Origin of the sequence: Pigmentiphaga aceris, assembly GCF_008119665.1 — a bacterium.
GTDB lineage: Bacteria > Pseudomonadota > Gammaproteobacteria > Burkholderiales > Burkholderiaceae_B > Pigmentiphaga > Pigmentiphaga aceris.
In genome coordinates this window covers 2,416,251-2,437,673 of the sequence record NZ_CP043046.1, presented here as the reverse complement: position 1 = coordinate 2,437,673, position 21,423 = coordinate 2,416,251, and the positions used below count along the sequence as shown (strand labels likewise).

Below are 21,423 nucleotides of genomic sequence, written 5' to 3'. Positions count from 1 at the left end.
ACTCAGTCTTAGTTTATTCGGCATCACGCCGTAGTTTCAAGGCCGCGCCACCATCGCAACAACACTAGCCCCAATCCCCTCCTTCCTCCCAATGTGCCCAATCCCCTCATTGGTCTTGGCCTTCACATTCACACACCCCGGATCAATCCCCAGATCCGCAGCAATATTCGCCACCATCGCCGCCGCATGCGGCCCAATCTTCGGTGCCTGCGCATGCACTGTCGCATCCACATTCACCACGCCCCACCCCGCCGCCTGAACTCGCTCGTAAGCGACACGCAACAATACCCGACTATCTGCGCCTTTATAAGTAGGATCGGTATCAGGGAAGTGCCTGCCAATATCCCCAAGCCCCGCAGCACCCAAAATCGCATCCGTAATCGCATGAAGCAAAACATCAGCATCTGAGTGCCCCGCCAAACCATGCGTGTGAGGAATGATCACTCCGCCAATAATCAGCGGCCGACCAGTCACCAAGGCATGGACATCAGTCCCCTGCCCCACACGAAACGGAAACTGCGACAAATTCGAAGTGGTATTGCTCATGACATCCAACGTTCCATCAAATCGAAATCTTCGGGCCAGGTGACCTTGAAGTTGCGGGGCGAGCCTTGCACCAGCAAGGGCGGCTGGCCCAGCGCTTCTACTGCGCTGGCTTCATCGGTCATGTCCACGCCGGCTAATATGGCTTCGGCGAATGCGCGGCGTAATACACCGGCTTGAAACATCTGGGGGGTTTGGGCTTGCCACAGGCCGGCGCGCGGTACGGTTTGAGCAACGCGGCGCAGTTGGGGCATGTCGTCGTCGGCGGGCGACGGGTCGTTGTCTTGCAGTTTGATCGTGTCGGCCACAGGGATGGCCAGCAGGCCGCCGGTGCCGCTGCGTACGCAGGCGTCGATCAGGCGCTGCAGTGCGGCCAGCGGCAGGCCTGGGCGGGCGGCGTCGTGGACCAGGACCCAATCGTGTTCGGTGCAGCCGCTGGCGCGTAGCGCGGCTTGTACGGTTTCTGCCCGGGTGGGGCCGCCGCAGGCGAAGACGTCGGTGCGTGGCAAGCCGGACAATGCAGTGTCTACCCAGGCGTCGCTGGGGCTGACAGCGACGATGACGCGGGCGATGCGGCGTTCGGCCAATAGCGCGGCCACGGCGTGGCGCAGCATGGGTTGGCCGTGCAGCAGGCGGTATTGCTTGGGGATGGGCGACGCGGTTCCGGTGTCTTGGGCGGCGCGCGCGCCGACGCCGGCGGCGGGCACGATGGCGATCATCCTGGATGCGGTGTGCGACATTCGGTCTCTTTGAATCAATGGGGCAGCGCGGTGGTCAGGTATCCAGCTCCCTGGAGCACTGCCCGCTTCAAAAGCGAGCGGCTCACCGCGCCAGTCCTATTACACCATTCTCATTCGAGTTCGGGCCGATACATCCTTGCTTCGTCGTCCCAGACGATTTTCTGGTCGTCTACCGATACGTCCCACTGGGCGTCAGGTACGACTCGGCGGATTTCGGTCAACAACGCGCACCAGTGCTGGACGCCTTCCCAGATGTCTTCCGCGCCCGGCCCGGATAGTTTGGTTGCGCCCTGGAAGATGCGGTTTGCGTCGGTGCGTGGTGTGCGGGCGTAGACGCAGAAGCTTTCCCATGCTTCGCCTTTGAACAGGAAGAAGCGGCGTTTTGGTGCGGGTGGCGGGTATTTCGCGATGCAGGCGTCGATGCTGCGTTGTTCGGCCTCGGACAGCGGGTGGTCACGGTCGGCACTGTAGTAGATCGAGATGCTCATCTGGTGTGTCCTCTGAAGTGTCCTGTTTTGTCCAAGGTGTCCCAGCGCTGGAACCTGCGTCACGGCCATCACCAACGGGCGTTACGCATTCGCACAAGCCCCGCAGGGGCATGCCGCCCAGCCCGGCCTGACGCTCCTATAATAGATTTTTGCCTCCCCGGCCGCCGAAGTTCTGGCCCGTCCCCACCTGCTGATGTCTGACTCCTCCCAACCACTAGCCAACCCGCTAGACGCGTCTGTCACTTCTTTTGCCAGCCCGCTTGCCGATCTTGCCCGGTCGATTCTGGCTGGCTTGAAGTCCGGGGAGCGCTACGCGCAGCCCCGCCCTGCGGGCGCGGGTGATGCCTGGTTGCTGGCGGAATTGGCTCGTTTGGCCAAGCGCCCGCTGGTGATTCTTAGTGCTGACCCGCTGGACGCCCAGCGCCTGGCCGAGGAAGTGCGCTTGTTTGCGCCGGAATTGCGGGTGCATCAGTTCCCTGACTGGGAAACGCTGCCCTACGACGCGTTCTCGCCGCACGAGGACTTGGTGTCCGAGCGGTTGAAGACCTTGCATGCGCTGTCGCTGAACGCGGTGGACGTGTTGACGGTGCCGGTGACGACCGCCCTGCATCGCCTGGGGCCGCCTGCGTTCATGGCGGCCTACACGTTCTCGTTCAAGCAGGGTGACAAGCTGAACGAGCAGGCCTTGCGCACGCAGTTGACGCTGGCCAATTACGAACACGTGACGCAAGTCACTGCGCCGGGTGAGTTCTGCATTCGCGGGGGCTTGATCGACTTGTTCCCAATGGGCTCGGCTGTGCCGTATCGGCTAGACTTGTTCGACAACGTGATCGAGTCGATTCGTGCGTTTGATATCGATACGCAGCGCAGCCTGTATCCGGTGAAGACCGTGCAGTTGCTGCCGGGCCGTGAATTCCCGATGGACGAGTCGGCACGCAATGATTTCCGCGCGCGTTTCCGTGAGGTGTTTGAGGGCGATCCGTCGCGGGCACTGCCTTACAAGGATATTGGCAACGGTATTGCGTTCCCGGGTGTCGAGTATTACCTGCCGCTGTTCTTTGACCAGACGGCTACGCTGTTCGATTATCTGTCGGACCAGAGCATTACCGTCACCATTGGCGATCTGGACGATGCCATTCGCCGTTTTGCGCAAGACACTGCCACTCGCTACAACTTCCTGAAAAGCGATCGCGAGCGCCCTGTGTTGCCGCCGGAATCGATTTTCCTGGATACGGAAGGTTTGTATGGGCATCTACGTGCGTTTGCACGGTTGGCATTCACCGCCGAGCGCACGCACCCGGATTTCCGCCTGCCGCCCGATGTGTCGGTGCATCGCAAGGCCGATGACCCGGTGTCGCGTCTGCGCGCGTTGGTCAGCCAGCCCGATGCGCAGGTCTTGTTGTGTGCGGAATCTGCCGGTCGCCGTGAAACCATCACGCAGATGTTGAGCGACTTCGGCCTGCACCCGGAACCGGTGGCTGATATCCCGGCCTTCCTGGATGCGCCGACGCCCTTCTCTATTGGTATTGCGCCGCTGTCGTCTGGCTTTGTGCTGCCCAAGCAGCATTTAAGTGTGTTGACCGAAGCGGACTTGTTCGCCGGTCATACAGTCCGCCGTGGCAAGCGCGGCCAGGAACGCGCCAGCGACATCGAATCGATGGTGCGCGATCTGTCCGAGTTGCGTGTGGGCGACCCGGTGGTGCATGCGCAGCATGGCATCGGGCGTTATCACGGCCTGGTGACGATGGACATTGGCGAAGGCGAGATGGAGTTTCTGCATCTCGAGTATTCGGGTGGCAGCACTTTGTATGTGCCGGTGTCGCAGTTGCATGTGATCGCCCGCTACAGCGGTGCCGACCCGGAAACCGCGCCGCTGCATTCGCTGGGTTCAGGCCAGTGGGAAAAGGCACGTCGCAAGGCTGCGCAGCAGGCGCGCGATACCGCTGCGGAATTGCTGAACATCTACGCCCGCCGCGCCGCGCGTCAGGGCTTTGCGTTCAAGCTGCCCTTGGCGGATTACGAAACTTTCGCCAATTCCTTCGGTTTCGAAGAAACCGTGGACCAAGCCGCGGCCATCGAGGCTGTGCTGGCCGACATGGTGTCGGGCAAGCCCATGGACCGCTTGGTATGCGGCGACGTGGGCTTTGGCAAGACCGAGGTCGCCTTGCGCGCCGCGTTCATGGCGGTGGCCAACGACAAGCAAGTTGCCATTCTGTGCCCGACCACGCTGCTGGCCGAGCAACATGCGCAGAACTTCTCGGATCGCTTTGCAGACTGGCCGGTGAAGGTCGTCGAGCTGTCGCGCTTCAAGTCAGCCAAGGAGATCAGCGCAGCCATCGAGCAGATCAACGATGGGCGCGTGGACATCGTAATCGGCACGCACAAGATCCTGTCGGACAAGGTGAAGTTCAAGCGCCTGGGCCTGGTCATCATCGACGAGGAACATCGCTTTGGGGTGCGTCAGAAGGAAGCGCTGAAGGCATTGCGCTCTGAAGTGGATGTGCTGACCCTGACCGCCACGCCTATTCCGCGCACGCTTGGCATGTCGCTGGAAGGCATTCGTGACTTCTCGGTGATTGCCACCGCGCCGCAAAAGCGCCTGGCCATCAAGACCTTCGTGCGCCGTGAAGACAACAGCACCATTCGTGAAGCCTTGCTGCGCGAACTGAAGCGCGGCGGGCAAATTTACTTCCTGCATAACGAGGTGGACACCATCCACAATCGTCGTGCGAAGCTGGAAGAACTGGTGCCGGAAGCGCGTATTGCGGTGGCCCACGGGCAAATGCCGGAGCGCGAGCTGGAACAGGTGATGAAGGCCTTCTACCAGCAGAAGTTCAACGTGCTGCTGTGTACCACCATCATCGAAACCGGCATTGATGTGCCGACTGCCAACACGATCGTTATTCACCGCGCTGATCGCTTTGGCCTGGCGCAGCTTCACCAGCTGCGCGGCCGTGTGGGGCGTTCGCACCACCAAGCTTATGCCTACCTGATGACGCCGGGTGAAGATGCGATCACCAGCAATGCCAAGAAGCGGCTGGAAGCAATTCAGGCGATGGAAGAACTGGGTTCCGGCTTCTTCCTGGCCATGCATGATCTGGAAATTCGCGGCACGGGTGAAGTGCTGGGCGATTCGCAGTCGGGCAACATCCAGGAAGTCGGCTTCCAGATGTACAACGACATGCTGAACGAAGCCGTGCGCGCCCTGCGCGATGGCAAGGAACCCGATCTGAACGCGCCGATGTCGGTCACGACCGAGATCAACCTGCACGTACCTGCCCTGTTGCCGAACGATTACTGCGGTGACGTGCATGCGCGCCTGTCGGTGTACAAGCGCCTGGCCAACTGCCAGGATGCCGATGCGATCATTGCCATCCAAGAGGAATTGATCGACCGTTTCGGCAAGCTGCCGGACGCCACGCGCGCGCTGATCGAAATCCACCGCCTGCGTCTGGACGCCAAGCCGCTGGGTGTTATGAAGATCGACGCCAGTGAGTCGACTGCCGTGCTGCAATTCATCCCGAATCCGCCGATTGACCCGCTGCGCATCATGCAGCTGGTGCAGAAGAACAAAAATGTTCGCATCGTCGGCCAGGATCGTTTGCGTGCCGAGATCAAGGGCACGGATATAAAAGCTCGGGTCGATGCGGTGCGGGCGCTGATGCGATCCTTGGTGTAAGTGGTGTGTGCGGGTGGGCACGGTTAATGAAGACCGCGTCAGCCCACCGCGTGGATCTGATGTTGTCCGTGGGATGACACTTACCCGTTTGCTGGACGATTTTTCAGCCCGCACTACCCGTACCATTCGACCACGCTGTTCGTCAGCAGCACGTTTCTTCATCCAAATTCAAAGACATACGACACGATCCGCAAAACGCCAACTCTTGCGGATCGCGCTAAAAACCTTAATTCGGCCTGCTCTGCCGTCAATCTTCAGCCACTGACCTCACCATGACCCGTCTCGTCCTCCAAGCCCCCGACCTCGACAGCGAACGCGTCGCCCCCATTCTTGCCCTGGCACGCCCGCAGCGCGAAGAAGGCGTCACCGAGACCGTATTGCGCCTGCATGGCGTGGCAGACGACGAGGCCACGCGCATTGCAGTGCGCGACACCGCCTTCGAGATGGGCATCGACGCCGCGTTCATTCCCGACGAATTCCTGCTGTCGTCGTGGAAAGCGCTGGTGATGGACATGGACTCGACCATGATCAACATCGAGTGCATCGACGAGATCGCCGGCATGATCAACCGCAAGGCGGAAGTCTCGGAAATCACCGAGTCGGCCATGCGCGGCGAGATCGATTTCAAGGAAAGCCTGCGCCGTCGTGTGGCGCTGCTGGAAGGCACGCCGGTGGATGCGCTGAGCCGTGTGTATGCAGAACGCCTGCAACTGAACCCCGGCGCAGAACGCCTGATCGCAACCGTGCACGCCGCTGGCCTGAAAACCTTGCTGGTATCGGGCGGCTTCACCTTCTTCACCGACCGCGTGCGCAATCGCCTGCAACTGACCGCCGCATATTCCAACACGCTGGCCGAAGCCGATGGCCACCTGACCGGCAAGCTGGTAGGCGACATTCTGGACGCCGAGGCCAAGGCCACCCACCTGCGCGCCTTCGTCGCCAAGTACGACGCACAGCCCTCGCAAGCCATTGCCCTGGGCGACGGCGCAAACGACTTGAAGATGATGGCGGCCGCAGGCATGGGCGTGGCCTATCACGCCAAGCCGGTTGTGCGTCATACCGCATCACAAGCACTGAACGTCAGTGGCCTGGATGGCATGCTGGCCTGGTTCGACGACGTCAGTGCGTGATGGCGCAAGCTGCCGGTCTGGCGGAAATGGTTCTCCATCGGACGCAGCATCACTTCATCGGTTGCCCGCTGAACATGCCGAGCACATGAGGCTCGGCATGAAGATGCGAAGCGGCAGCCGTGCACTTCCCACGCCGACATGATTTTGCGTAGCGACCGCCGTGCGTATTCAGGATCTGCATGAAGCTGCCCTGCGCAAGACACGCCTCTGCCGACGCCCGACTGACACCAGCCTGCGCGCACCCAAACAATAATCATCTGCACGGTCACGCCTTGCTGCGTGACCCGCGAACGACCACACCCCACGCACCATGAACCCAGGGATTCTTTGCGGCATGACCGCCGTGACGATCTTCTCGGCGCAAGCCGTTGCCGGGCGCTTTGGCGCACAGCAGGGTCTGAGCCCGGTAGACCTGACCATGCTGCGCTACCTGTTCTCCGGTATGGTGCTGGTGCCAGCGCTGGGGTGGCTGCTGTACCAGCGCCGCTTCCTGCGTATCTCCATGAAACGCTTGGCCGTCCTGTCCTTGATGGCCGGTCCGCTCTACGTCATGGCCTTCGTTGGTGCCATGGTCTACGCCCCGGCGTCCCACTCCGCCCTGATCTTCCCGGCGCTGACGCCCGTCTTCACCGCGCTGATCGCTCGCCGCGCGCTGTCAGCAGCAGACCGCACGCCCACCCTGGCATTGCTACTGCTGATCACCGGCGTCATCTGCGCCAAATTCGACATCTTCACCACCCTGTCGCAAAACACCGCCACGGCCTGGTTCGGCGACCTGCTGCTCGTCACCACCGCCTTCGTCTGGGCGGGCTACACCATCTTGCTGCGACGCTGGGCAATCCCCGTCGTAGACGGCGTCATCGGCGTACAGCTCAGCGGCCTGCCCGTTGCCTTGGCCTACCTGCTGTTCTTCGACACTGGCATCCACCACGCCGCCTGGACCGCCGTCGTCGGCCAGGGCCTGTACTTCGGCCTGGGTGTAGGGGTTGCGGGAAGCGTGCTGTTCACGCTGGCGGTCCGCTACCTGGGCGCAAAAGCGCAGATGTTCGTCGCACTCACACCGGTGCTTGGCCTGACCCAGGCCGTGTGGATACTTGATGAGCCGATGACTATGGCGCTGTGGTTCGGCGGGGCCTTGGTGGTGGCTGGGCTGCTGGTGGCGCTGATGAAGAAGAAGCCGGCAGTGTGAACAGGCGATGGCTGGCGCACAGATGTTGCGTCAGCCATCGCCAAAGTACCTGGTTGATTTGCATTGTGGATTTGCAGGATCGATCTGCAACCAAGCCGATTCCTTCGCACCCTTCATGCGCCGAACGACTCAGGCAATACGCAGCACTCTATCCAGCGAAAACGCCCCACCGCCACGCCCAACCAAGTACAGCAACATCGCCGCCCAGGACAGATGCGTCGGCCATGCGTCGGGATAGACGAACACCTGAATGACGAAGGTCATGCCAAGCAAGGCCAGCGCCGACACTCGCGTGAACAGCCCAAGCACCAGCAGCACGGGAAACAGATGCTCGGCGTAGGCCGCAAGATGGGCAGCAATCTCGGGCGGCAACAGCGGCACTTTGTATTCCGTGCGGAACAGCTCGTAGGTGCCTTCGGTTAGGGTCAGAAATCCCTCGACCTTGGTCCTGCCGGATAAAAAGAAGGTTGCTGCAATACCCACCCGGGTGGCGAGTGCCAGTAGGTTGTGCGACACCAGCCAAGTCAGCCAGTCGGCCGCATGGTTCCAATGCGCGCGCAGGCCATGTGGAGCATCGTCAAGAGCGGTTGCAGAAGGAATACGGCTTGTGGTGATCGTCATGGCGACCTCCTTCCAGCGGGGTCAATGAATACCGGCGAAGGCACCGGCGCGCAGTAGTTTGGCAAGCAGTGTCGACAGGTCTACGTCGGGCTGCGCCTGCAAGCTTGCGGAAGCCGCGTCCGCAAGCGTCTGCCCTGCTTCACAGGCATTCAGAAATGCAACATCGCCGCGATCAAGTTCAAACCAGCACACGCTGTCTTGCGGCCGGGTCAGCAGCGAGCCTTCACCGTGCCAGGCAATGTCGGCGGTGTCGTGCTCATCGGCTCGATTGCGGTGCCAGATGGTGTGAATAGGTTCATTGTCGAACCATGCCCAGCGTGCAGCGGGATGCGGCGCAAGCACCATCGCGCCAAGCGATTCAGGCGGCAGGCTTGCCAATGCGCTGCCGTCCAAAACGGTGGTGCCAGCAGCCACATGCGCTTCGGTCCAGAGGCGATCGAGTCGAGCCACATCGGGCAGATAAGTCAGTGACGCAGCGGGTTCGAAGTTCGCCAGAAAATCTGCGAAATCGGCACCGTAGTGCATCAGGCGTGCATCACGCGGCGGCGTGCTGACTGCGTAGATGGAAGCAACTGCACGAAACCATTCTTCGCCCACCAGTCTTGCCACGGCGGGATAGTTTGCTTCCAGCGCATCGATACAGGCTTTGCGCACGGTGTTTCGATAGATCGCAAAAGCGGGTTGCCGCGTCAGCGCAGCAATCGGATCGAAGCTGCAGTCATCAGCAAACAGCGCAGCAGCAAAAGCGCTTTGAAATTCGCCGAGCGAGCTGGTGTCGGTATTCATGCTGCCACCTTGCTTTCAAGAGCCTCCACCCGCTGCAACTCATCAGCAGCCTGTGTGCGCTCGGCCAATAGGTCTTCAAACGGCGGCACGTTGCCATCGCGCTCGACCAGCGTGGGCCGTGCGCCGATGCGCGTGACCAGGCGGCGATACAGTGCCCACACCTCGGGTGCCACGGGAGCATCATGCGAGTCGATCAACATGGCGGCACCAAGCGTCGGGTCTGGCGTGTATCCGGCCAAGTGAATTTCGGCCACGGCCGAGCCCGGAAACCGGTCGAGATAGGCTTCAGCCGAGAACCCCAGATTGCAGGCAGACACGTACACGTTATTGACGTCGAGCAACAAGCTGCAACCCGTGCGACGGGTCAACTCGGTCAGAAATTCGATCTCATCCCACGCATGCTGTTCGATCTGCAAATAATGCGAGGGATTTTCAATGGCAATACTGCGGCCCAGCGCTGCCTGCGTCTGCTCGATATTGGCAGCAATGCGGTGCAAGGCTGCGGTGGTGCGCGGAAACGGCAGCAAGTCGGGGTAATGCTCGCCCCCCCATGCAGACCAGGCCAAATGTTCGGACACCAGCGCGGGTTCAATGCGTTGTACCAACGCGGCAAAGCGTCGCAGGTGCGCAGCGTCGGGGGCCTCGTCGCCGGCCAGCGACAAGGACACACCATGCAAGGACACTGCGTGCGATCCTCGTATGGCGTCCAGCCAGCGAAGACGTGGCCCGCCCTCGACCATATAGTTCTCGGGATGCACCTCAAACCACAGGCCCGGCGCGCAGCAGGACAAGGCAGCATCGAAATGCGCGGGTTTCAAGCCCAGACCTGCGGTAAGAGTGGTGTGCATGGTTGGTCGCCCAGGAAGACTGACGTGTACGATCAGGACTTGATCGGCGTGAGCGAGCCCATGCCGCGCGGCGTCTTCATCGAGGTGCAGGTGCCGGTGGGCACGTTCTTCCAGGCGTTGCCTTGGTAGTCCATTTTCGACGTGCCGGCGCAGGTGGTTCCAGGGCCGGCGGCACAGTCGTTCTTGCCGGCCATCGATACGCCGTAGCACTTCTCGACCTTGGGCATGTTGCCGGTCATGGGTTTGGTATCCGCAGCCATTGCGGCCCCTGCAGCGAGTGCGCCCAGGGCCAAAGCGGTAGCAGCGATCGAACGGGTAGTGATGGTGGACATGGTGATACTCCGGCTGAAACTATGGTTGGCGACAGGCCAATGCGGCGCAGTCATCTGTTAGTTCTGGCCAAGCATCACGCCGGTTACAGCACCATCGAAAAAAAGATAAATAAATAAATTTGGCGTTTGCTGTAACCCAAAGCCCGATCGACACGAATACCAATCAGGAGGTCCAGATGGGGCCAAGTGATGCCGAGCAGTTACTTCGCGATCTATTCATACAGGGCTTGGGCGGCGACGCACAGGCTTATCACGCCTTTTTGACGGCACTTGGCACACACCTGCGCGCGTATTTGCGCCGTCGGCTTTTTGGCTGGCCCGACGAAGTGGAAGATCTGCTTCAGGAATGCCTGATTGCCGTACACAACCAGCGGCACACCTACCAGCCCGAGCAGCCGCTGACAGCCTGGGTGCATGCCATTGCCCGCTACAAGATGATCGATCTGCTGCGCGCCAAGGCCGGACGAGAAGCGTTGCACGACCCCTTGGATGACGAGTTGGATGTCTTCACCGATTCGGCAACCGAAGCAAGCGACGCCCAGCGTGACCTGGACGGACTGTTGGACACACTGCCCGACCGGCAGCGTCTGCCCATCGTGCATGTAAAGCTGGAAGGCCTGTCGATCGTGGAGGCCGCGCAACGCACCGGCATGTCGGAATCTGCCATCAAGGTTGGCATCCACCGGGGGCTGAAAGCCCTGGCATTGAAAATTCGGAGTCGCGAATGAAAACGGAAAACCTGGTGGCCATGCTGGCCGCAAATGTAGAGGCGGTCTCGCCCAAGGCGGCATCACGACAGATCGGGCTGGCGCTGGCAGCGAGCCTGCCACTGTCGTTCCTGTTGCTGGCAATGGGTTACGGCGTACGCAGCGACTTGTCGACCGCCATCGGATGGCCCATGTTCTGGGTAAAGCTGCTGGTGCCCGCCTGTGTTGCCGTGTTTGGCTTTACGGTCACGCAACGTCTTGCGCGGCCCGGTGTGCTCGTGCGCCAAACCTGGATGGGGTTGCTTGCCCCAATATTGTTCATCTGGGCATTGGGCGTGATTGTGTTGATGACCGCTCCTCCAGCAGACCGCGCCGCGCTGATCATGGGTCAGACATGGCGCAGCTGCGCCTTCAGCATCACTGCGATTTCAGCACCTGTCTTTGTGGCGGCGCTATGGTCACTCAAGCGCTTGGCCCCCACCAGGCCCGCCGTCGCAGGCGCAGCAGCCGGCGCGATGTCATCGGGTTCAGGCGCAGCAATCTACGCCCTGCACTGCCCCGAAATGGCGGCGCCGTTTCTGGCAGTCTGGTACGTGGCGGGGATGAGCCTGCCCGCGTTGCTCGGTGCGTTGATCGGGCCTAGATTGCTACGTTGGTAAGGGTGTGACCGGGAAGGGTTCGTTGTGAATGGCGTGTGCCGCAGCCAATCCGCCGCGTTCAAACCCCAGCCCGGACAGCAGCGTGTTTGCCTTGATGATGTGTTCCAGCGCAGGCATCACCACGCCTTGCTTACAAGCCTGCAAGGCCAAAGGACCATACGCTCGCAAAGTGTCGTGGCACATGCGCGCCAGACCGTAACTGGGGTTGGTACCGATAACAGGTTCATCGTGCGCCGCTGTAGAGTTCTTCACAATAGATCAAAGTTCTATCCAAAAGAACATGCAACAAGCTGACGCAAAGACGTCCGTGCTCACCCAGGAGTTGTGATGAATCCCCCTCTGTACACGCTTGCGCGAAGCCTTGTCGCGCTGACAGCCGCCAGTCTGCTCGGCGCATGCGCAGCGCCCACTGGCAATACCTCGTCCGATCGCTCGGCGTTCTACGCAGGCGGCACTTATGTTGGCGACAAGGGCAAAGAAGTGATGCAGGGGGCGATGTATGTCGAGCATCTGCGACCTACCCACCGTACTCAGCCCTACCCTCTCGTTTTCTTCCACGGGGCGGCCCAGACGTCGATGAACTGGATCAGCACGCCTGACGGGCGGCCAGGGTGGGCGCAGTATTTCGTGGCACAGGGCTACGATGTCTATCTGGTAGACCAGCCGGCGCGCGGCCGGTCCGCATGGCATCCGGGTATCGACGGGGCGCTGCGCAACTTCCCGGCACCCGTCATCGAGCAGCTCTTCACAGCATCCGCCGACCTGGCTAAATGGCCGCAAGCCAAGCTGCACACGCAGTGGCCTGGCACCGGCCGCCGGGGCGACCCGGTGTTCGATCAGTTCTATGCCAGCCAAGTCGAGTATCTGGCCTCGAACGCAGAAACACAGACCCTGGTTCGTCAGGCAGGCCAGGCCTTGCTGGATCGGATCGGTCCGGCCGTTCTGGTGACGCACTCACAGGCAGGGCCGTTCGGCTGGCTGCTGGCCGACGCACGGCCCGACCTCGTCAAAGGAATCGTCGCCGTCGAACCGAATGCCCCGCCGATTCAGGCATCGCCTGTCTTCGGCGCAGGCAAACAGCTCGCGTTCGGCGTGTCGGACATTCCGATCACCTACGACCCGCCCATCCGCGACGCAAGCGACCTGGCGCTGGAGCAGGAAACCACGCCCTCCCGCAGCGATCTGGTCGCATGCTGGCGTCAGAAAGAGCCAGCTCGCCGTCTGAGCCATGTCGGCGGACGACCCATTCTTGTCCTGATCACGGAATCTTCGTATCACGCCCAATACGACCACTGCCTGTCGAACTGGCTGACCCAGGCCGGTGTCAAGAACGACATGGTTCGCCTGGAGCAAGTTGGCATACGTGGCAACGGTCACATGGTCATGCTCGAAAAGAACAATATCGACGTGGCCGCGTGGATCAACAACTGGCTGCAGACCAAGGTCAAGTAGCCGGAATCTGTACCCATCTGCACAACGGGATTGACCTTGTGCAGATGGGACTGCCGCTGTCGTTGCTGGGTTTACCGCTTTCCGTATGCCAACATCACTGATTCAAAGGAAGCCTTTTTTCAGTCGATAGGTCAGCGCGTTGGGCGTGACTTTCTCGATCAAGATCTGCGCGCCATCTACATCGACCGTGGCGGGCAAGGTAGGAACCGGCAACATGATTGGGCGCATGCGAGCCTGACCATCCAGACTCTGGTCGTAAGTTTTGACGGTGAACAGCACGACGCCGTTTTCACTGCCTTCGAAATAGATTTCGCGCTTCAACGGACTGCCGTCCACCGACACGCCGCGCTCGGTACTCACATAGGGCACGCCTTGCGGCAGGTCTTTGGTGAACCAGTATTCACCGGGCGCGACGCGCACACGGTTGAAGACGCCGTCGGTGGGGCCACGGCCAAAGCACGCGTGTTTACTGGGTCCCTCCAACATGGCCGAGAACACACGTTGCTGCGTGCAATACATGCGCTCGCCTTGCAGCTCAGCTTCCAGCAACTCGTTGGCAGACGTTACCGAGAGTCGACCCAGCATGAACCCCACTGACAAAGTGTCGCGCAGGCGATAGGTATAGCTGCCCAGGTAGTTGGCGCGCAGATGCACCACGCCCCCCTTGGCGGCGACCGCAGGCGCATCTACCGCGGGGAATGACAACTGCTTGGGTTGCATGGCGCTTTCGCCGGTCAACTGCGGCTTGGCAGCGCACCCTGCCAGAATCACCACAGCCAATACAGAAAGAAGCGGGCGCAAAAAACTCATTTTTCAATCGTTCCGTTAAGTTGGGTACACATCGAACGGTCCAGGCTCATCAGCCCGACTGCGGGGACGCGGCAATTCACCTGTATTCCCAGCGGTTGTTCCGACACGACGACATTGGGATCCGCCTGGCCAAGCACACTCAGGCGGGAAAGGAAGGCCAGCTTGTCGTTGTTGCACAGGCTGCTCGGTGCCGGCTCGACACCAGGCAGGTAAACGCAGCGCCCGGTAGGTGCGACGAACTCGTCGCCAGATTCCACCAGCACCTGCGACACTTCGCCATCGAGCGTCTGAATGCCGTAGTTGATGATGAATTTGCGCACCGGTGCACTATCCAGGGAACTGCCAAGCGCAGCGCCCAAGAGGCCGATACCGATCTGCGTGGAGGCCGAATAGTTCGATCCACCGTCGCGCAGACGGTTATCGATATACATCGATTGCGCAACTGCCGCACCGAGCAACGCGCCCGAGTTTGTGCCGGCTTGCGACCGGTTGACGAGTTGGGCAGATTGGACGATTCCAACCTGCGCGGAAGGAATGATGGCGATCTCGATATCGTGCGCCATGATCGCAGCACGCTCCGACACCGAGAATTGCGACCACACCTTCTCGGTCACATCGACCTTCTTTTTTGGCAAGCGCGTTGCGGGCTCGACAACGCTGACAGGCGCGGCCATCGCTACCGGCGTCTCGGGGGCCACGTCCCCAGCCGTGGTTTGAGCCTGCAGGGCAGATGCGCTGAACAGCAACGCCGGCAACGTGATCCATGCAACAAGGCAGCGCTTCGCAGCGGACCAGCAAGTTGGGCGGCGTAATCGGAATCGAATATGCATGTGCGGCAGACAATATCGGAGTTAATGGTCCGCGCCGGACGAAGAAGAGCGACATCGCATCCACCGGGTTCTGACGAACAGAAGTGGTAACGCTCAGGCGTCGTAACTAATAATACAGCGCTCACAAACTGATACGACTGAGTATGCCAGCTTCAGCTTCGAGTCAGGCCGAATAAAAGTCCGCCAGCGGGAGATAAATCACACATCCAAAGGCAAGTGCACCATCACCAAGTTGCTGAACCCCTTGTCCGGGCTAGCGTGAGCGCCTCTACCAACTCGTCGCCATTCAGGTCACTTGCTTTATGTCAGCGTCTCGACGGAGCAACACTGTCGAAAGGCGCAAGCAACATCCCGCTGGCGGCGTCGATCCTGGGCCAACTGCGGTGAGGCCTTTTCTACAGTGACAAGGTCCGCCGGCCAATCTCGTGAAACGAGAGCAAACGGGCAAGCGCATGCGACTGATGACGCGCATGCGCCCGCCTGTATCAGGCTGACCTTTTACAACGCGTCCGCTTCTACCAAGTCCAAAGCCTCACGAACGATTGCCAATTGTCGAGCGAGCTCCGTTGAAATCGGCGTCATGGGCAAACGTAGCTCATCGGACATCAAGCCGTATCCAGCCAGCAAAGCCTTGACCGGTCCCGGGTTGGGTTCTGCAAACATAAGCCTGATCATCGGCATCAACGCGTGGAAAAGGTCACGGGCGACATGCAGGCGTTGGTCTGCCACTGCGCGCCACAGGGCCGAGAAAAGATCTGGCCGAATATGCGCTGATGCAAGGATCGCACCCTGACCGCCCATGCACAGCGTGGCAAGCAATTGCTGATCTTCTCCGGCCAGGACTGCCAAACGGCCATCGGCGATTAACGCCCGCGTGGTTTCAGCGTTACCACCGCAGTCTTTGATACCGCGAATATTGCCGTGGTCCGCCAGCGAGAGCAGTGTCTCGGCGCTTAGCGTCACACCGGTTCGGTAAGGGATGTCATACAGCACCAGCGGTGCCTGAGACCTATCGGCCAATGCGCGGAAGTACGCCTTCAAGCCTTCCTGTGACGGCCTGATGTAATACGGCGCGGGTACCAGAACCCCAGCCAATGGCCGCTCGCCGATAGTGGCGAGACGGCTCAACACATGCCGAAGATTGTTGCCCGCCAAACCCATCATGACCGGCAAATCCCCGGCCTCAGTCAGCACCGTATCCAGCACAGCCAACTGTTCTGTTTCATCGAGTGCGGCGGCTTCGCCAGTGGTGCCGCACACCACCAATCCCGTCAGGCCGCTACAGCGGTAATGGGACACCAGTTGTCGCAGGGCGACGTAATCCACCTCGCCGTTGCGAAAAGGGGTGACCAGAGGTAGCCAGATACCACGATAGAGATACTTCGTTTCTTGCATTGCATGCTCCGTATCGACCGATTCGGAAACCGTGCAGGCAAGCAACGAAGCAAACGTACTCAAGACAGTAAGGGGGAATTGGCAGACCGTCTTCTACTGATGCTGTTCCGTCGCTCAACTGACGGAACAGCGCGCTCCGGTCAGATGAGCGACTGTTTTTTGGATTTCGCGCGCGCGCCCGCCTGCGACTGGTTCGCAGTGAGATCGAGAGAAACAAGGACGAGGCGGCGGCTCATGGTGAAACCAATTTAGTGGCGTCTTCACACGCTCGTCAAGATTGATTTCACGGGAATACCAGCACAGCAGACTCAGGCCGAACGACGCCATCACCAAACTGCCGACAGATCAGGCAGGCCAACATCAGCCTGAAAAGCCAAGCGCTTGTGCCACTAACAACACAGCAAACTCAACCGACGCCCCAGCCAAGCCCCCTTCCGAACCCACATTTCCAAGGCGGCGGCGAGGGTGTCAGCCGTGCCCATTGGGCCCGCCGGATTTGAGCAGGTGCGCGGGGAGGCAAGGGAGCGCATGTTTGAGCGGGACGCTTGTGAACAAGCCGGGGCTTGTTCACCCCGCGAGTCCGCGACCGCCCCGCGCACCTGCTCAAATCCGGGAAGTCCTGGCGCAGCCAGGACCGGAGCCCGCTGGGCACGGCTGACACCCTCGCCGCCGCCAACGCAAGAACCAACAGCATCACAAAAGCAAAAGGCCCTCCATAACTAGAGAGCCTTAGTCCTACAGAAGCGCAATGCAGCGAACCAAAGCCAAGCCCTGGACCGCCACAACGCCAAGCTACTTACTTCGCTGCCGACACAATAATCTCAACCAGCAACTCCGACCGAGCCAGCTTCACCTCACCCGTCGCACGCGTCGGCATATTGTTGATATCAGCCCACTCGCCCCACACCGCGTTCATGCCCTCGAAATCACGGTCAATATTCTTCAGCCAGATCTGCACCGTCAGCAAACGCGACTTATCCGTACCAGCGCTAGCCAAGTAACCATCAATCTTGGTCAACACATCACGCGTCTGCACGCCAATGTCTTCCGACAGGTCGCTGGACGTCACACCAGCCACATGCACCACACCGTTGTGGATCACGACGCGGGAAAGGCGCTTGTTCGAATCAAGGCGTTGAATGTCGCTCATCGGGGAACTCCTGTTGGGATAGAAAACGGGACCGGGACGGCAGCGCCTGCCTCGGTCGCTGTGACAGGACGGAAACGCCCTGCCGAAAATGGCGCGATGGGGTGCGCGGTTGTACCGTCGCACACCAGCTCGGACACGATACGGCCAACGATCGGGCCGAGCTCGAATCCGTGCGCCGAAAAACCAAATGCGTGCACGATGTTCGGCGACGACAGACTCGGGCCGATCACCGGAATATTGTCGGGCATGAAGGCCTCAACCCCCGCCCACGCGCGGTTGACGGGCAATTCGCGCAAATGCGGGAACAAGTCCGTCACGGTCTGCGCACTGCTGGCCAGGCGGATGAAATCCACCTCGCCATGACGCCCGATGACATCCACCGGACAACGCAAACCACCACCAATCAGCACGGTGCCATTCGCAAACTGCTTGAACGACAACGGACGCCCCGCTGCGCCCAACACAGGCTTCACAAACGCAGGCAAGCGGTAGGTAATCATCAACATCAGCCCGCCGATTTCCAGCGGCACCGGATCACCCACCTGCGCAGCAAACTCCCCTGCCCAGGCACCCGCATTGTTGACCACGTGTTCCGCGCTGAAGGTACCGCGCGGTGTGGTCACATGCCAGCGGCCGTCACGCCAATCCAGGCGCTGCGCGGGCGTGGTTTCGTGCACCGCCACGCCCATGCGCTGAGCGGCCAGACGGAAGGCAGTCACGGCCCGGTAAGGCAATGCATGCCCATCGTCCTTCACCCAAATGCCACCGCACACATGCGGCGAAATCGTCGGCACCAGTTCATGCGCGGTCTTGCCGTCAATGATCTTCTCGTGCGTGAACCCATGCGATTCCAGCAAGGCCACGCGCTTGTTGATGGTGACGATATCTTTTTCGTTCTCGGCCACCAGCAACTGGCCACTGGGCGTGAAGTCAGCATCGTCGCCCAGCAATTCTCCCAGCTCATGCCAGATGTCGCGCGAAGCCAAGGACAGCGGGATTTCTGCCAGATCACGGCCCAGCGTTCGCACGCCCCCGGCGTTGACGCCAGACGCGTGCCGGCCGCAGTAATCGGCCTCCAGCACGATCACCCGTTTGCCGCGACGCGCCAGGTGGAAGGCGCTGGACATGCCATGCAGCCCGCCACCGATGACGATGACGTCTGCCTCGCGTTTGGAAAGATCAGGCGTCTGCGAAACCATCTCAGGCCTCGTTGGCCAACTCGCCCAGCGTCACCGGCTTGATCGGCGGACGGATGCGGTAGTAGCCGACTTCTGACGGCGACACGCCACGCGCCTGCGCAATCACCTCGGTCACCGTCAACCCGCACAAGCGCCCCTGGCACGGTCCCATGCCGCAACGGCCGAAAGACTTGGTCTGGTTGGGACCGGAACAACCCAGCGCCACGTAGCCGCGAATGTCGCCTGCGGTGACCTCTTCGCAGCGGCATACCGTGACCGCATCGGCAGGCACACGGTTGGCGTCTTTCGGGCGATACAACACATCCAGGAAGGGGCGAATGCGCAGCTGTTTGGCCAGTTCTGCACGCAAGGGGGCAGCAGCCGAGTCGCGCGCACCCGCGTCGATCTTGCCGGCCACGGCAGCCACTTCCAACCCTGCCAACTGACCCTGCACCGCAGCAGCCAACGCACCGCCAATACCCAGGCCGTCACCGGCCACATAGATGTTGGGCAGCCCTTCAAGCCTGCCCCAGGCATCGACATCCGGCGTCCAGCAAAGCTGCACGTCGTTCCAGCTGTGCTTGGCGCGCAGCGACCACGTGAACTGAGTATTGGGCACCACGCCCTGATGCAGCAAGATGACCTTGCTGTCCACGTGCATGTCCTTGCCGCCAACGGTAAAGCGCAGGCCGGTAGCCGCATCCGTACCCTGAACCGCCAGGTTGGTCGCACCGCGATAGAAAGGCACTTTGCCCTTCTTCAGCGCGCTCATCAGCTTCAGGCCCTTCTTCAACATGGGCCATGCGGCCAGTGCTTCGATCAGGTGACCGGCAGCACGCACGTAATCGGTAGTGTCGGTGGTGTCGATCACCGCTTTGATCGGCACACCGGCACGCAGGTACTGCCAGCCCAGCAAGTACAGCAAGGGGCCACAGCCAGCCAATATCACGGGCTCGGATGGCGCAAGGTCTGCGCTCTTCAACAGAATCTGCGCTGCGCCTGCGCCCAGCACGCCGGGCAGTGTCCAACCCGGGATGGGGAACGGGCGTTCCATGGCACCGCTGGCCAGCACGACTTGCGTGGCATGCAACGAACTGACCTTGCCACCGCGCAGGTAGTTGATAGTGCCGTCGCGGCCCACCTGCCAGACGGACGCGCCCGTCAGGTGCACCGTACCGCTGATATGGAAGGCATCGGCAATGCGCGCGCCCGAGGCATAGTCCGGGCCGAGTACGTCCAGGGCACGAGGGTTGGCGCGTGTGATGTTGCGGTAAATCTGACCGCCCACGGCTTCCTGTTCGTCCAGCAGGACCACGTTCAAACCGCGCGCCCGCGCGGTAATGGCGGCGCTCATGCCGGCGGGGCCTGCGCCAACTACGGCCAGGTCGTATCGGTCACCCGTTTGAATATCACTCATTGCCGGCCTCCGTGCCGTCAGTCAGGGCACGCGGACCGCGCTGCGTCTGGATTTTCATGCCGTCACGCACCTGCACCAGACAGGATTGGCGGCTGGCCTGCCCGTCGATCTCGACCAGGCATTCGAAGCACACGCCCATCATGCAGTACGGGGCGCGGGGGGTTTCGCTGACCACCGAGGTACGAAAGCGCGATACCCCGGCCGACAGCAACGCGGCGGCCACGGATACGCCTTCCTGCACCTGCAGTGCACGGCCGTCGAATTCGATCTTGACCGACCGCGCCGGCGTGGAACTTGGTCCTTGCAGCGGACGGAACAGGCTATTAGTGGCCATTGGTGAACACCAGATTTTTATTGAGGAAACGATCGCCCTTGAACTCGCGGATCGCGTCGGGATACGCACCGCCAGCAATCCACGGCGCAATGCGCATGACGTGGTTGGCAGCCAGCGTGACGCCACTGTGGCAGGTGACAACGAACGCGCCGGGGTGCGACTCGGACGCCTGGTAGATGGGGTAGCCGTCCGGGCTCATGACGCGCAAGGCGGCCCAGGCGCGCACCAGATTGGCGTTGGCCAGAATCGGGAAGCACTTGATGCCGCGCTTGGCAATGCCGCCCAATACCGAGGTGATGGTGCCGTCGTCAAAGCCTACGTCTTCATGCGAATCACCGATCTGCACCGTGCCTTCGTCCGTCTGGCGCACGAAGTTGGTGGGGTATGACAGCATGGGGCGCAGCCGTTCGCTGATCAGCACTTCGCCACGATTCGGTTCCACCGGGGCATACAGCCCAACCTTGGGTGCAAGCTTGTTGTTGCCCAGGCCGGCAGCCAGCACCAGCTTCGGTGCCTGCCATACCTTGCCGCCTGCCTTCACCGTGAAGATGCCGTTGGCATACGAGATGTCCTCGGTGCCACAACCGGTCTTGAACTGCACGCCTTCCTTGCCTGCCGCGTCGTACAGCGCGCGGAACAGCTTCAGCGGATTGGTGTGTCCGTCCATCGGTGTGTAGGTCGCGCCGACCACATCCGGTCCCACCAAGGGCACACGCTTGCGCAACTCGTCGTAGTCCAGCATCTCGAATTGGTAGTGCGGGCCGACCTCGTCCTGCAGCCACTGCAGACGTTCCTTGCGCGTGTCCATTTCTTCCTGGGACAAGCACAGGTGCAGGCCGCCCGGCTGCTTCAATTCGACATCGATGCCAGTGCGTTCTTTCAAGTAGGCGGACAGTTCCGGCCAGCTTTGTGCCGACGCCAGGCTCCAGCGTGCGTAGTCAGGCAAGGTGAAGCCCTTGCTTTGTACCCACACCAGGCCGAAGTTGCCGCGCGAGGCGCGAAACGCCACGTCGTCTTCGTCCAGCACGGTGACCTTCAGGCCGCTGCGTGCGGCACCCAGCGCCACCGAAGCACCGACCAGGCCACCGCCAATCACCAGCAAATCGCTCGTGTTCATGGTTTGTTTCCGACCTTG

22 protein-coding genes are annotated in these 21,423 nt (G+C 61.1%); 6 read left to right on the top strand and 16 right to left on the bottom strand.

The window, feature by feature from the left end:
• Nucleotides 1–36: 36 nt before the first annotated feature.
• The 3 genes from ispF to FXN63_RS10490 all read right to left on the bottom strand — a co-directional run bounded on the left by ispF (nt 37) and on the right by FXN63_RS10490 (nt 1,771).
• Entirely contained in the window at nt 37–546 is a 510-nt protein-coding gene (gene ispF / locus FXN63_RS10500) for a 2-C-methyl-D-erythritol 2,4-cyclodiphosphate synthase (RefSeq protein WP_148814604.1), read from the bottom strand.
• Nucleotides 543–1,283: a 2-C-methyl-D-erythritol 4-phosphate cytidylyltransferase gene (gene ispD / locus FXN63_RS10495; RefSeq protein WP_246165096.1), complete on the bottom strand. Its 741-nt coding sequence runs from the start codon at nt 1,281–1,283 to the stop codon at nt 543–545. The genes ispF and ispD overlap by 4 nt, the downstream gene beginning before the upstream one ends.
• Nucleotides 1,284–1,393: 110 nt before the next feature.
• Nucleotides 1,394–1,771: a hypothetical protein gene (locus FXN63_RS10490; RefSeq protein ID WP_148814602.1), complete on the bottom strand. Its 378-nt coding sequence runs from the start codon at nt 1,769–1,771 to the stop codon at nt 1,394–1,396.
• A 193-nt stretch (nt 1,772–1,964) separates the two neighbouring features.
• Between FXN63_RS10490 and mfd the strand changes: the two genes are divergently transcribed.
• The 3 genes from mfd to FXN63_RS10475 all read left to right on the top strand — a co-directional run bounded on the left by mfd (nt 1,965) and on the right by FXN63_RS10475 (nt 7,769).
• Nucleotides 1,965–5,450, top strand: coding sequence for a transcription-repair coupling factor (gene mfd, locus FXN63_RS10485; RefSeq protein ID WP_148814600.1), 3,486 nt, complete (start codon nt 1,965–1,967; stop codon nt 5,448–5,450).
• Nucleotides 5,451–5,722: 272 nt separating this feature from the next.
• On the top strand, nt 5,723–6,580 hold the full coding sequence (gene serB, locus FXN63_RS10480) for a phosphoserine phosphatase SerB (protein WP_148814599.1): 858 nt from the start codon (nt 5,723–5,725) through the stop codon (nt 6,578–6,580).
• 310 nt (nt 6,581–6,890) lie between these two features.
• The gene (locus tag FXN63_RS10475; RefSeq protein WP_148814598.1) at nt 6,891–7,769 is read left to right on the top strand and encodes a DMT family transporter; all 879 of its coding nucleotides are present in this window, start codon (nt 6,891–6,893) and stop codon (nt 7,767–7,769) included.
• A 129-nt stretch (nt 7,770–7,898) separates the two neighbouring features.
• Here the strand turns inward: FXN63_RS10475 and FXN63_RS10470 are convergent, their stop codons facing one another.
• Genes FXN63_RS10470 through FXN63_RS10455 form a run of 4 tightly spaced genes read right to left on the bottom strand, consistent with a single transcriptional unit; the run spans nt 7,899 to nt 10,347 of the window.
• Nucleotides 7,899–8,390: a DoxX family protein gene (locus FXN63_RS10470; protein ID WP_148814597.1), complete on the bottom strand. Its 492-nt coding sequence runs from the start codon at nt 8,388–8,390 to the stop codon at nt 7,899–7,901.
• Between the two features lie 21 nt (nt 8,391–8,411).
• Nucleotides 8,412–9,176: an HvfC/BufC N-terminal domain-containing protein gene (locus tag FXN63_RS10465; RefSeq protein ID WP_148814596.1), complete on the bottom strand. Its 765-nt coding sequence runs from the start codon at nt 9,174–9,176 to the stop codon at nt 8,412–8,414.
• Nucleotides 9,173–10,024 (bottom strand): MNIO family bufferin maturase, encoded by an 852-nt coding sequence (gene bufB, locus FXN63_RS10460; protein ID WP_148814595.1) that lies wholly within the window; start codon nt 10,022–10,024, stop codon nt 9,173–9,175. Before bufB ends, FXN63_RS10465 begins: the two co-directional genes overlap by 4 nt.
• A gap of 32 nt (nt 10,025–10,056) precedes the next feature.
• The gene (locus tag FXN63_RS10455) at nt 10,057–10,347 is read right to left on the bottom strand and encodes a BufA1 family periplasmic bufferin-type metallophore (protein ID WP_148819160.1); all 291 of its coding nucleotides are present in this window, start codon (nt 10,345–10,347) and stop codon (nt 10,057–10,059) included.
• 185 nt (nt 10,348–10,532) lie between these two features.
• Here FXN63_RS10455 and FXN63_RS10450 point away from each other — a divergent pair, with 185 nt between their 5' ends.
• Both FXN63_RS10450 and FXN63_RS10445 read left to right on the top strand, forming a co-directional pair.
• On the top strand, nt 10,533–11,084 hold the full coding sequence (locus tag FXN63_RS10450; protein WP_148814594.1) for a sigma-70 family RNA polymerase sigma factor: 552 nt from the start codon (nt 10,533–10,535) through the stop codon (nt 11,082–11,084).
• On the top strand, nt 11,081–11,722 hold the full coding sequence (locus tag FXN63_RS10445) for a DUF1109 domain-containing protein (protein WP_148814593.1): 642 nt from the start codon (nt 11,081–11,083) through the stop codon (nt 11,720–11,722). The genes FXN63_RS10450 and FXN63_RS10445 overlap by 4 nt, the downstream gene beginning before the upstream one ends.
• On the opposite strand, the gene FXN63_RS27270 is transcribed toward FXN63_RS10445, so the two are convergent.
• Complete coding sequence (locus tag FXN63_RS27270) at nt 11,711–11,974, bottom strand: hypothetical protein (RefSeq protein ID WP_222864024.1); 264 nt, start codon at nt 11,972–11,974, stop codon at nt 11,711–11,713. The genes FXN63_RS10445 and FXN63_RS27270 overlap by 12 nt on opposite strands.
• A 75-nt stretch (nt 11,975–12,049) precedes the next feature.
• Between FXN63_RS27270 and FXN63_RS10435 the strand changes: the two genes are divergently transcribed.
• Entirely contained in the window at nt 12,050–13,174 is a 1,125-nt protein-coding gene (locus tag FXN63_RS10435) for an alpha/beta hydrolase (protein ID WP_148814592.1), read from the top strand.
• A gap of 102 nt (nt 13,175–13,276) precedes the next feature.
• Here FXN63_RS10435 and FXN63_RS10430 read toward each other — a convergent pair whose 3' ends face one another.
• The 8 genes from FXN63_RS10430 to FXN63_RS10395 all read right to left on the bottom strand — a co-directional run bounded on the left by FXN63_RS10430 (nt 13,277) and on the right by FXN63_RS10395 (nt 21,405).
• Nucleotides 13,277–13,984, bottom strand: a complete 708-nt coding sequence (locus FXN63_RS10430) for a hypothetical protein (protein ID WP_148814591.1) — start codon at nt 13,982–13,984, stop codon at nt 13,277–13,279.
• Nucleotides 13,981–14,739, bottom strand: coding sequence for a hypothetical protein (locus tag FXN63_RS10425; protein ID WP_148814590.1), 759 nt, complete (start codon nt 14,737–14,739; stop codon nt 13,981–13,983). Before FXN63_RS10425 ends, FXN63_RS10430 begins: the two co-directional genes overlap by 4 nt.
• Nucleotides 14,740–15,312: 573 nt before the next feature.
• Nucleotides 15,313–16,209 (bottom strand): 4-hydroxy-tetrahydrodipicolinate synthase, encoded by an 897-nt coding sequence (dapA, locus tag FXN63_RS10420; RefSeq protein ID WP_148814589.1) that lies wholly within the window; start codon nt 16,207–16,209, stop codon nt 15,313–15,315.
• 796 nt (nt 16,210–17,005) lie between these two features.
• Nucleotides 17,006–17,359, bottom strand: coding sequence for a RidA family protein (locus tag FXN63_RS10415; RefSeq protein WP_148814588.1), 354 nt, complete (start codon nt 17,357–17,359; stop codon nt 17,006–17,008).
• On the bottom strand, nt 17,356–18,558 hold the full coding sequence (locus FXN63_RS10410) for an NAD(P)/FAD-dependent oxidoreductase (protein ID WP_148814587.1): 1,203 nt from the start codon (nt 18,556–18,558) through the stop codon (nt 17,356–17,358). The genes FXN63_RS10415 and FXN63_RS10410 overlap by 4 nt, the downstream gene beginning before the upstream one ends.
• A 1-nt stretch (nt 18,559) precedes the next feature.
• Nucleotides 18,560–19,954, bottom strand: a complete 1,395-nt coding sequence (locus FXN63_RS10405) for an NAD(P)/FAD-dependent oxidoreductase (protein WP_148814586.1) — start codon at nt 19,952–19,954, stop codon at nt 18,560–18,562.
• Complete coding sequence (locus tag FXN63_RS10400) at nt 19,947–20,288, bottom strand: (2Fe-2S)-binding protein (protein WP_148814585.1); 342 nt, start codon at nt 20,286–20,288, stop codon at nt 19,947–19,949. The genes FXN63_RS10405 and FXN63_RS10400 overlap by 8 nt, the downstream gene beginning before the upstream one ends.
• Nucleotides 20,278–21,405 carry an NAD(P)/FAD-dependent oxidoreductase gene (locus tag FXN63_RS10395; protein WP_148814584.1) on the bottom strand — a complete coding sequence of 376 codons (1,128 nt, stop codon included), beginning with the start codon at nt 21,403–21,405 and terminating at the stop codon, nt 20,278–20,280. The genes FXN63_RS10400 and FXN63_RS10395 overlap by 11 nt, the downstream gene beginning before the upstream one ends.
• Nucleotides 21,406–21,423: the final 18 nt, after the last annotated feature.

What these genes read in the sequence shown, in the direction of transcription:
- FXN63_RS10445 (WP_148814593.1), top strand. Translation starts at nt 11,081, where the DNA reads ATGAAAACGGAAAACCTGGTGGCCATGCTGGCCGCAAATGTAGAGGCG.
- FXN63_RS10400 (WP_148814585.1), bottom strand. Translation starts at nt 20,288, where the DNA reads ATGGCCACTAATAGCCTGTTCCGTCCGCTGCAAGGACCAAGTTCCACG.
- FXN63_RS10395 (WP_148814584.1), bottom strand. Translation starts at nt 21,405, where the DNA reads ATGAACACGAGCGATTTGCTGGTGATTGGCGGTGGCCTGGTCGGTGCT.
- FXN63_RS10465 (WP_148814596.1), bottom strand. Translation starts at nt 9,176, where the DNA reads ATGAATACCGACACCAGCTCGCTCGGCGAATTTCAAAGCGCTTTTGCT.
- FXN63_RS10435 (WP_148814592.1), top strand. Translation starts at nt 12,050, where the DNA reads ATGAATCCCCCTCTGTACACGCTTGCGCGAAGCCTTGTCGCGCTGACA.
- FXN63_RS10415 (WP_148814588.1), bottom strand. Translation starts at nt 17,359, where the DNA reads ATGAGCGACATTCAACGCCTTGATTCGAACAAGCGCCTTTCCCGCGTC.
- FXN63_RS10430 (WP_148814591.1), bottom strand. Translation starts at nt 13,984, where the DNA reads ATGAGTTTTTTGCGCCCGCTTCTTTCTGTATTGGCTGTGGTGATTCTG.
- FXN63_RS10490 (WP_148814602.1), bottom strand. Translation starts at nt 1,771, where the DNA reads ATGAGCATCTCGATCTACTACAGTGCCGACCGTGACCACCCGCTGTCC.
- dapA (WP_148814589.1), bottom strand. Translation starts at nt 16,209, where the DNA reads ATGCAAGAAACGAAGTATCTCTATCGTGGTATCTGGCTACCTCTGGTC.
- ispD (WP_246165096.1), bottom strand. Translation starts at nt 1,283, where the DNA reads ATGTCGCACACCGCATCCAGGATGATCGCCATCGTGCCCGCCGCCGGC.
- serB (WP_148814599.1), top strand. Translation starts at nt 5,723, where the DNA reads ATGACCCGTCTCGTCCTCCAAGCCCCCGACCTCGACAGCGAACGCGTC.
- ispF (WP_148814604.1), bottom strand. Translation starts at nt 546, where the DNA reads ATGAGCAATACCACTTCGAATTTGTCGCAGTTTCCGTTTCGTGTGGGG.
- FXN63_RS10470 (WP_148814597.1), bottom strand. Translation starts at nt 8,390, where the DNA reads ATGACGATCACCACAAGCCGTATTCCTTCTGCAACCGCTCTTGACGAT.
- mfd (WP_148814600.1), top strand. Translation starts at nt 1,965, where the DNA reads ATGTCTGACTCCTCCCAACCACTAGCCAACCCGCTAGACGCGTCTGTC.
- FXN63_RS10410 (WP_148814587.1), bottom strand. Translation starts at nt 18,558, where the DNA reads ATGGTTTCGCAGACGCCTGATCTTTCCAAACGCGAGGCAGACGTCATC.
- FXN63_RS10475 (WP_148814598.1), top strand. Translation starts at nt 6,891, where the DNA reads ATGAACCCAGGGATTCTTTGCGGCATGACCGCCGTGACGATCTTCTCG.
- bufB (WP_148814595.1), bottom strand. Translation starts at nt 10,024, where the DNA reads ATGCACACCACTCTTACCGCAGGTCTGGGCTTGAAACCCGCGCATTTC.
- FXN63_RS10405 (WP_148814586.1), bottom strand. Translation starts at nt 19,954, where the DNA reads ATGAGTGATATTCAAACGGGTGACCGATACGACCTGGCCGTAGTTGGC.
- FXN63_RS10450 (WP_148814594.1), top strand. Translation starts at nt 10,533, where the DNA reads ATGGGGCCAAGTGATGCCGAGCAGTTACTTCGCGATCTATTCATACAG.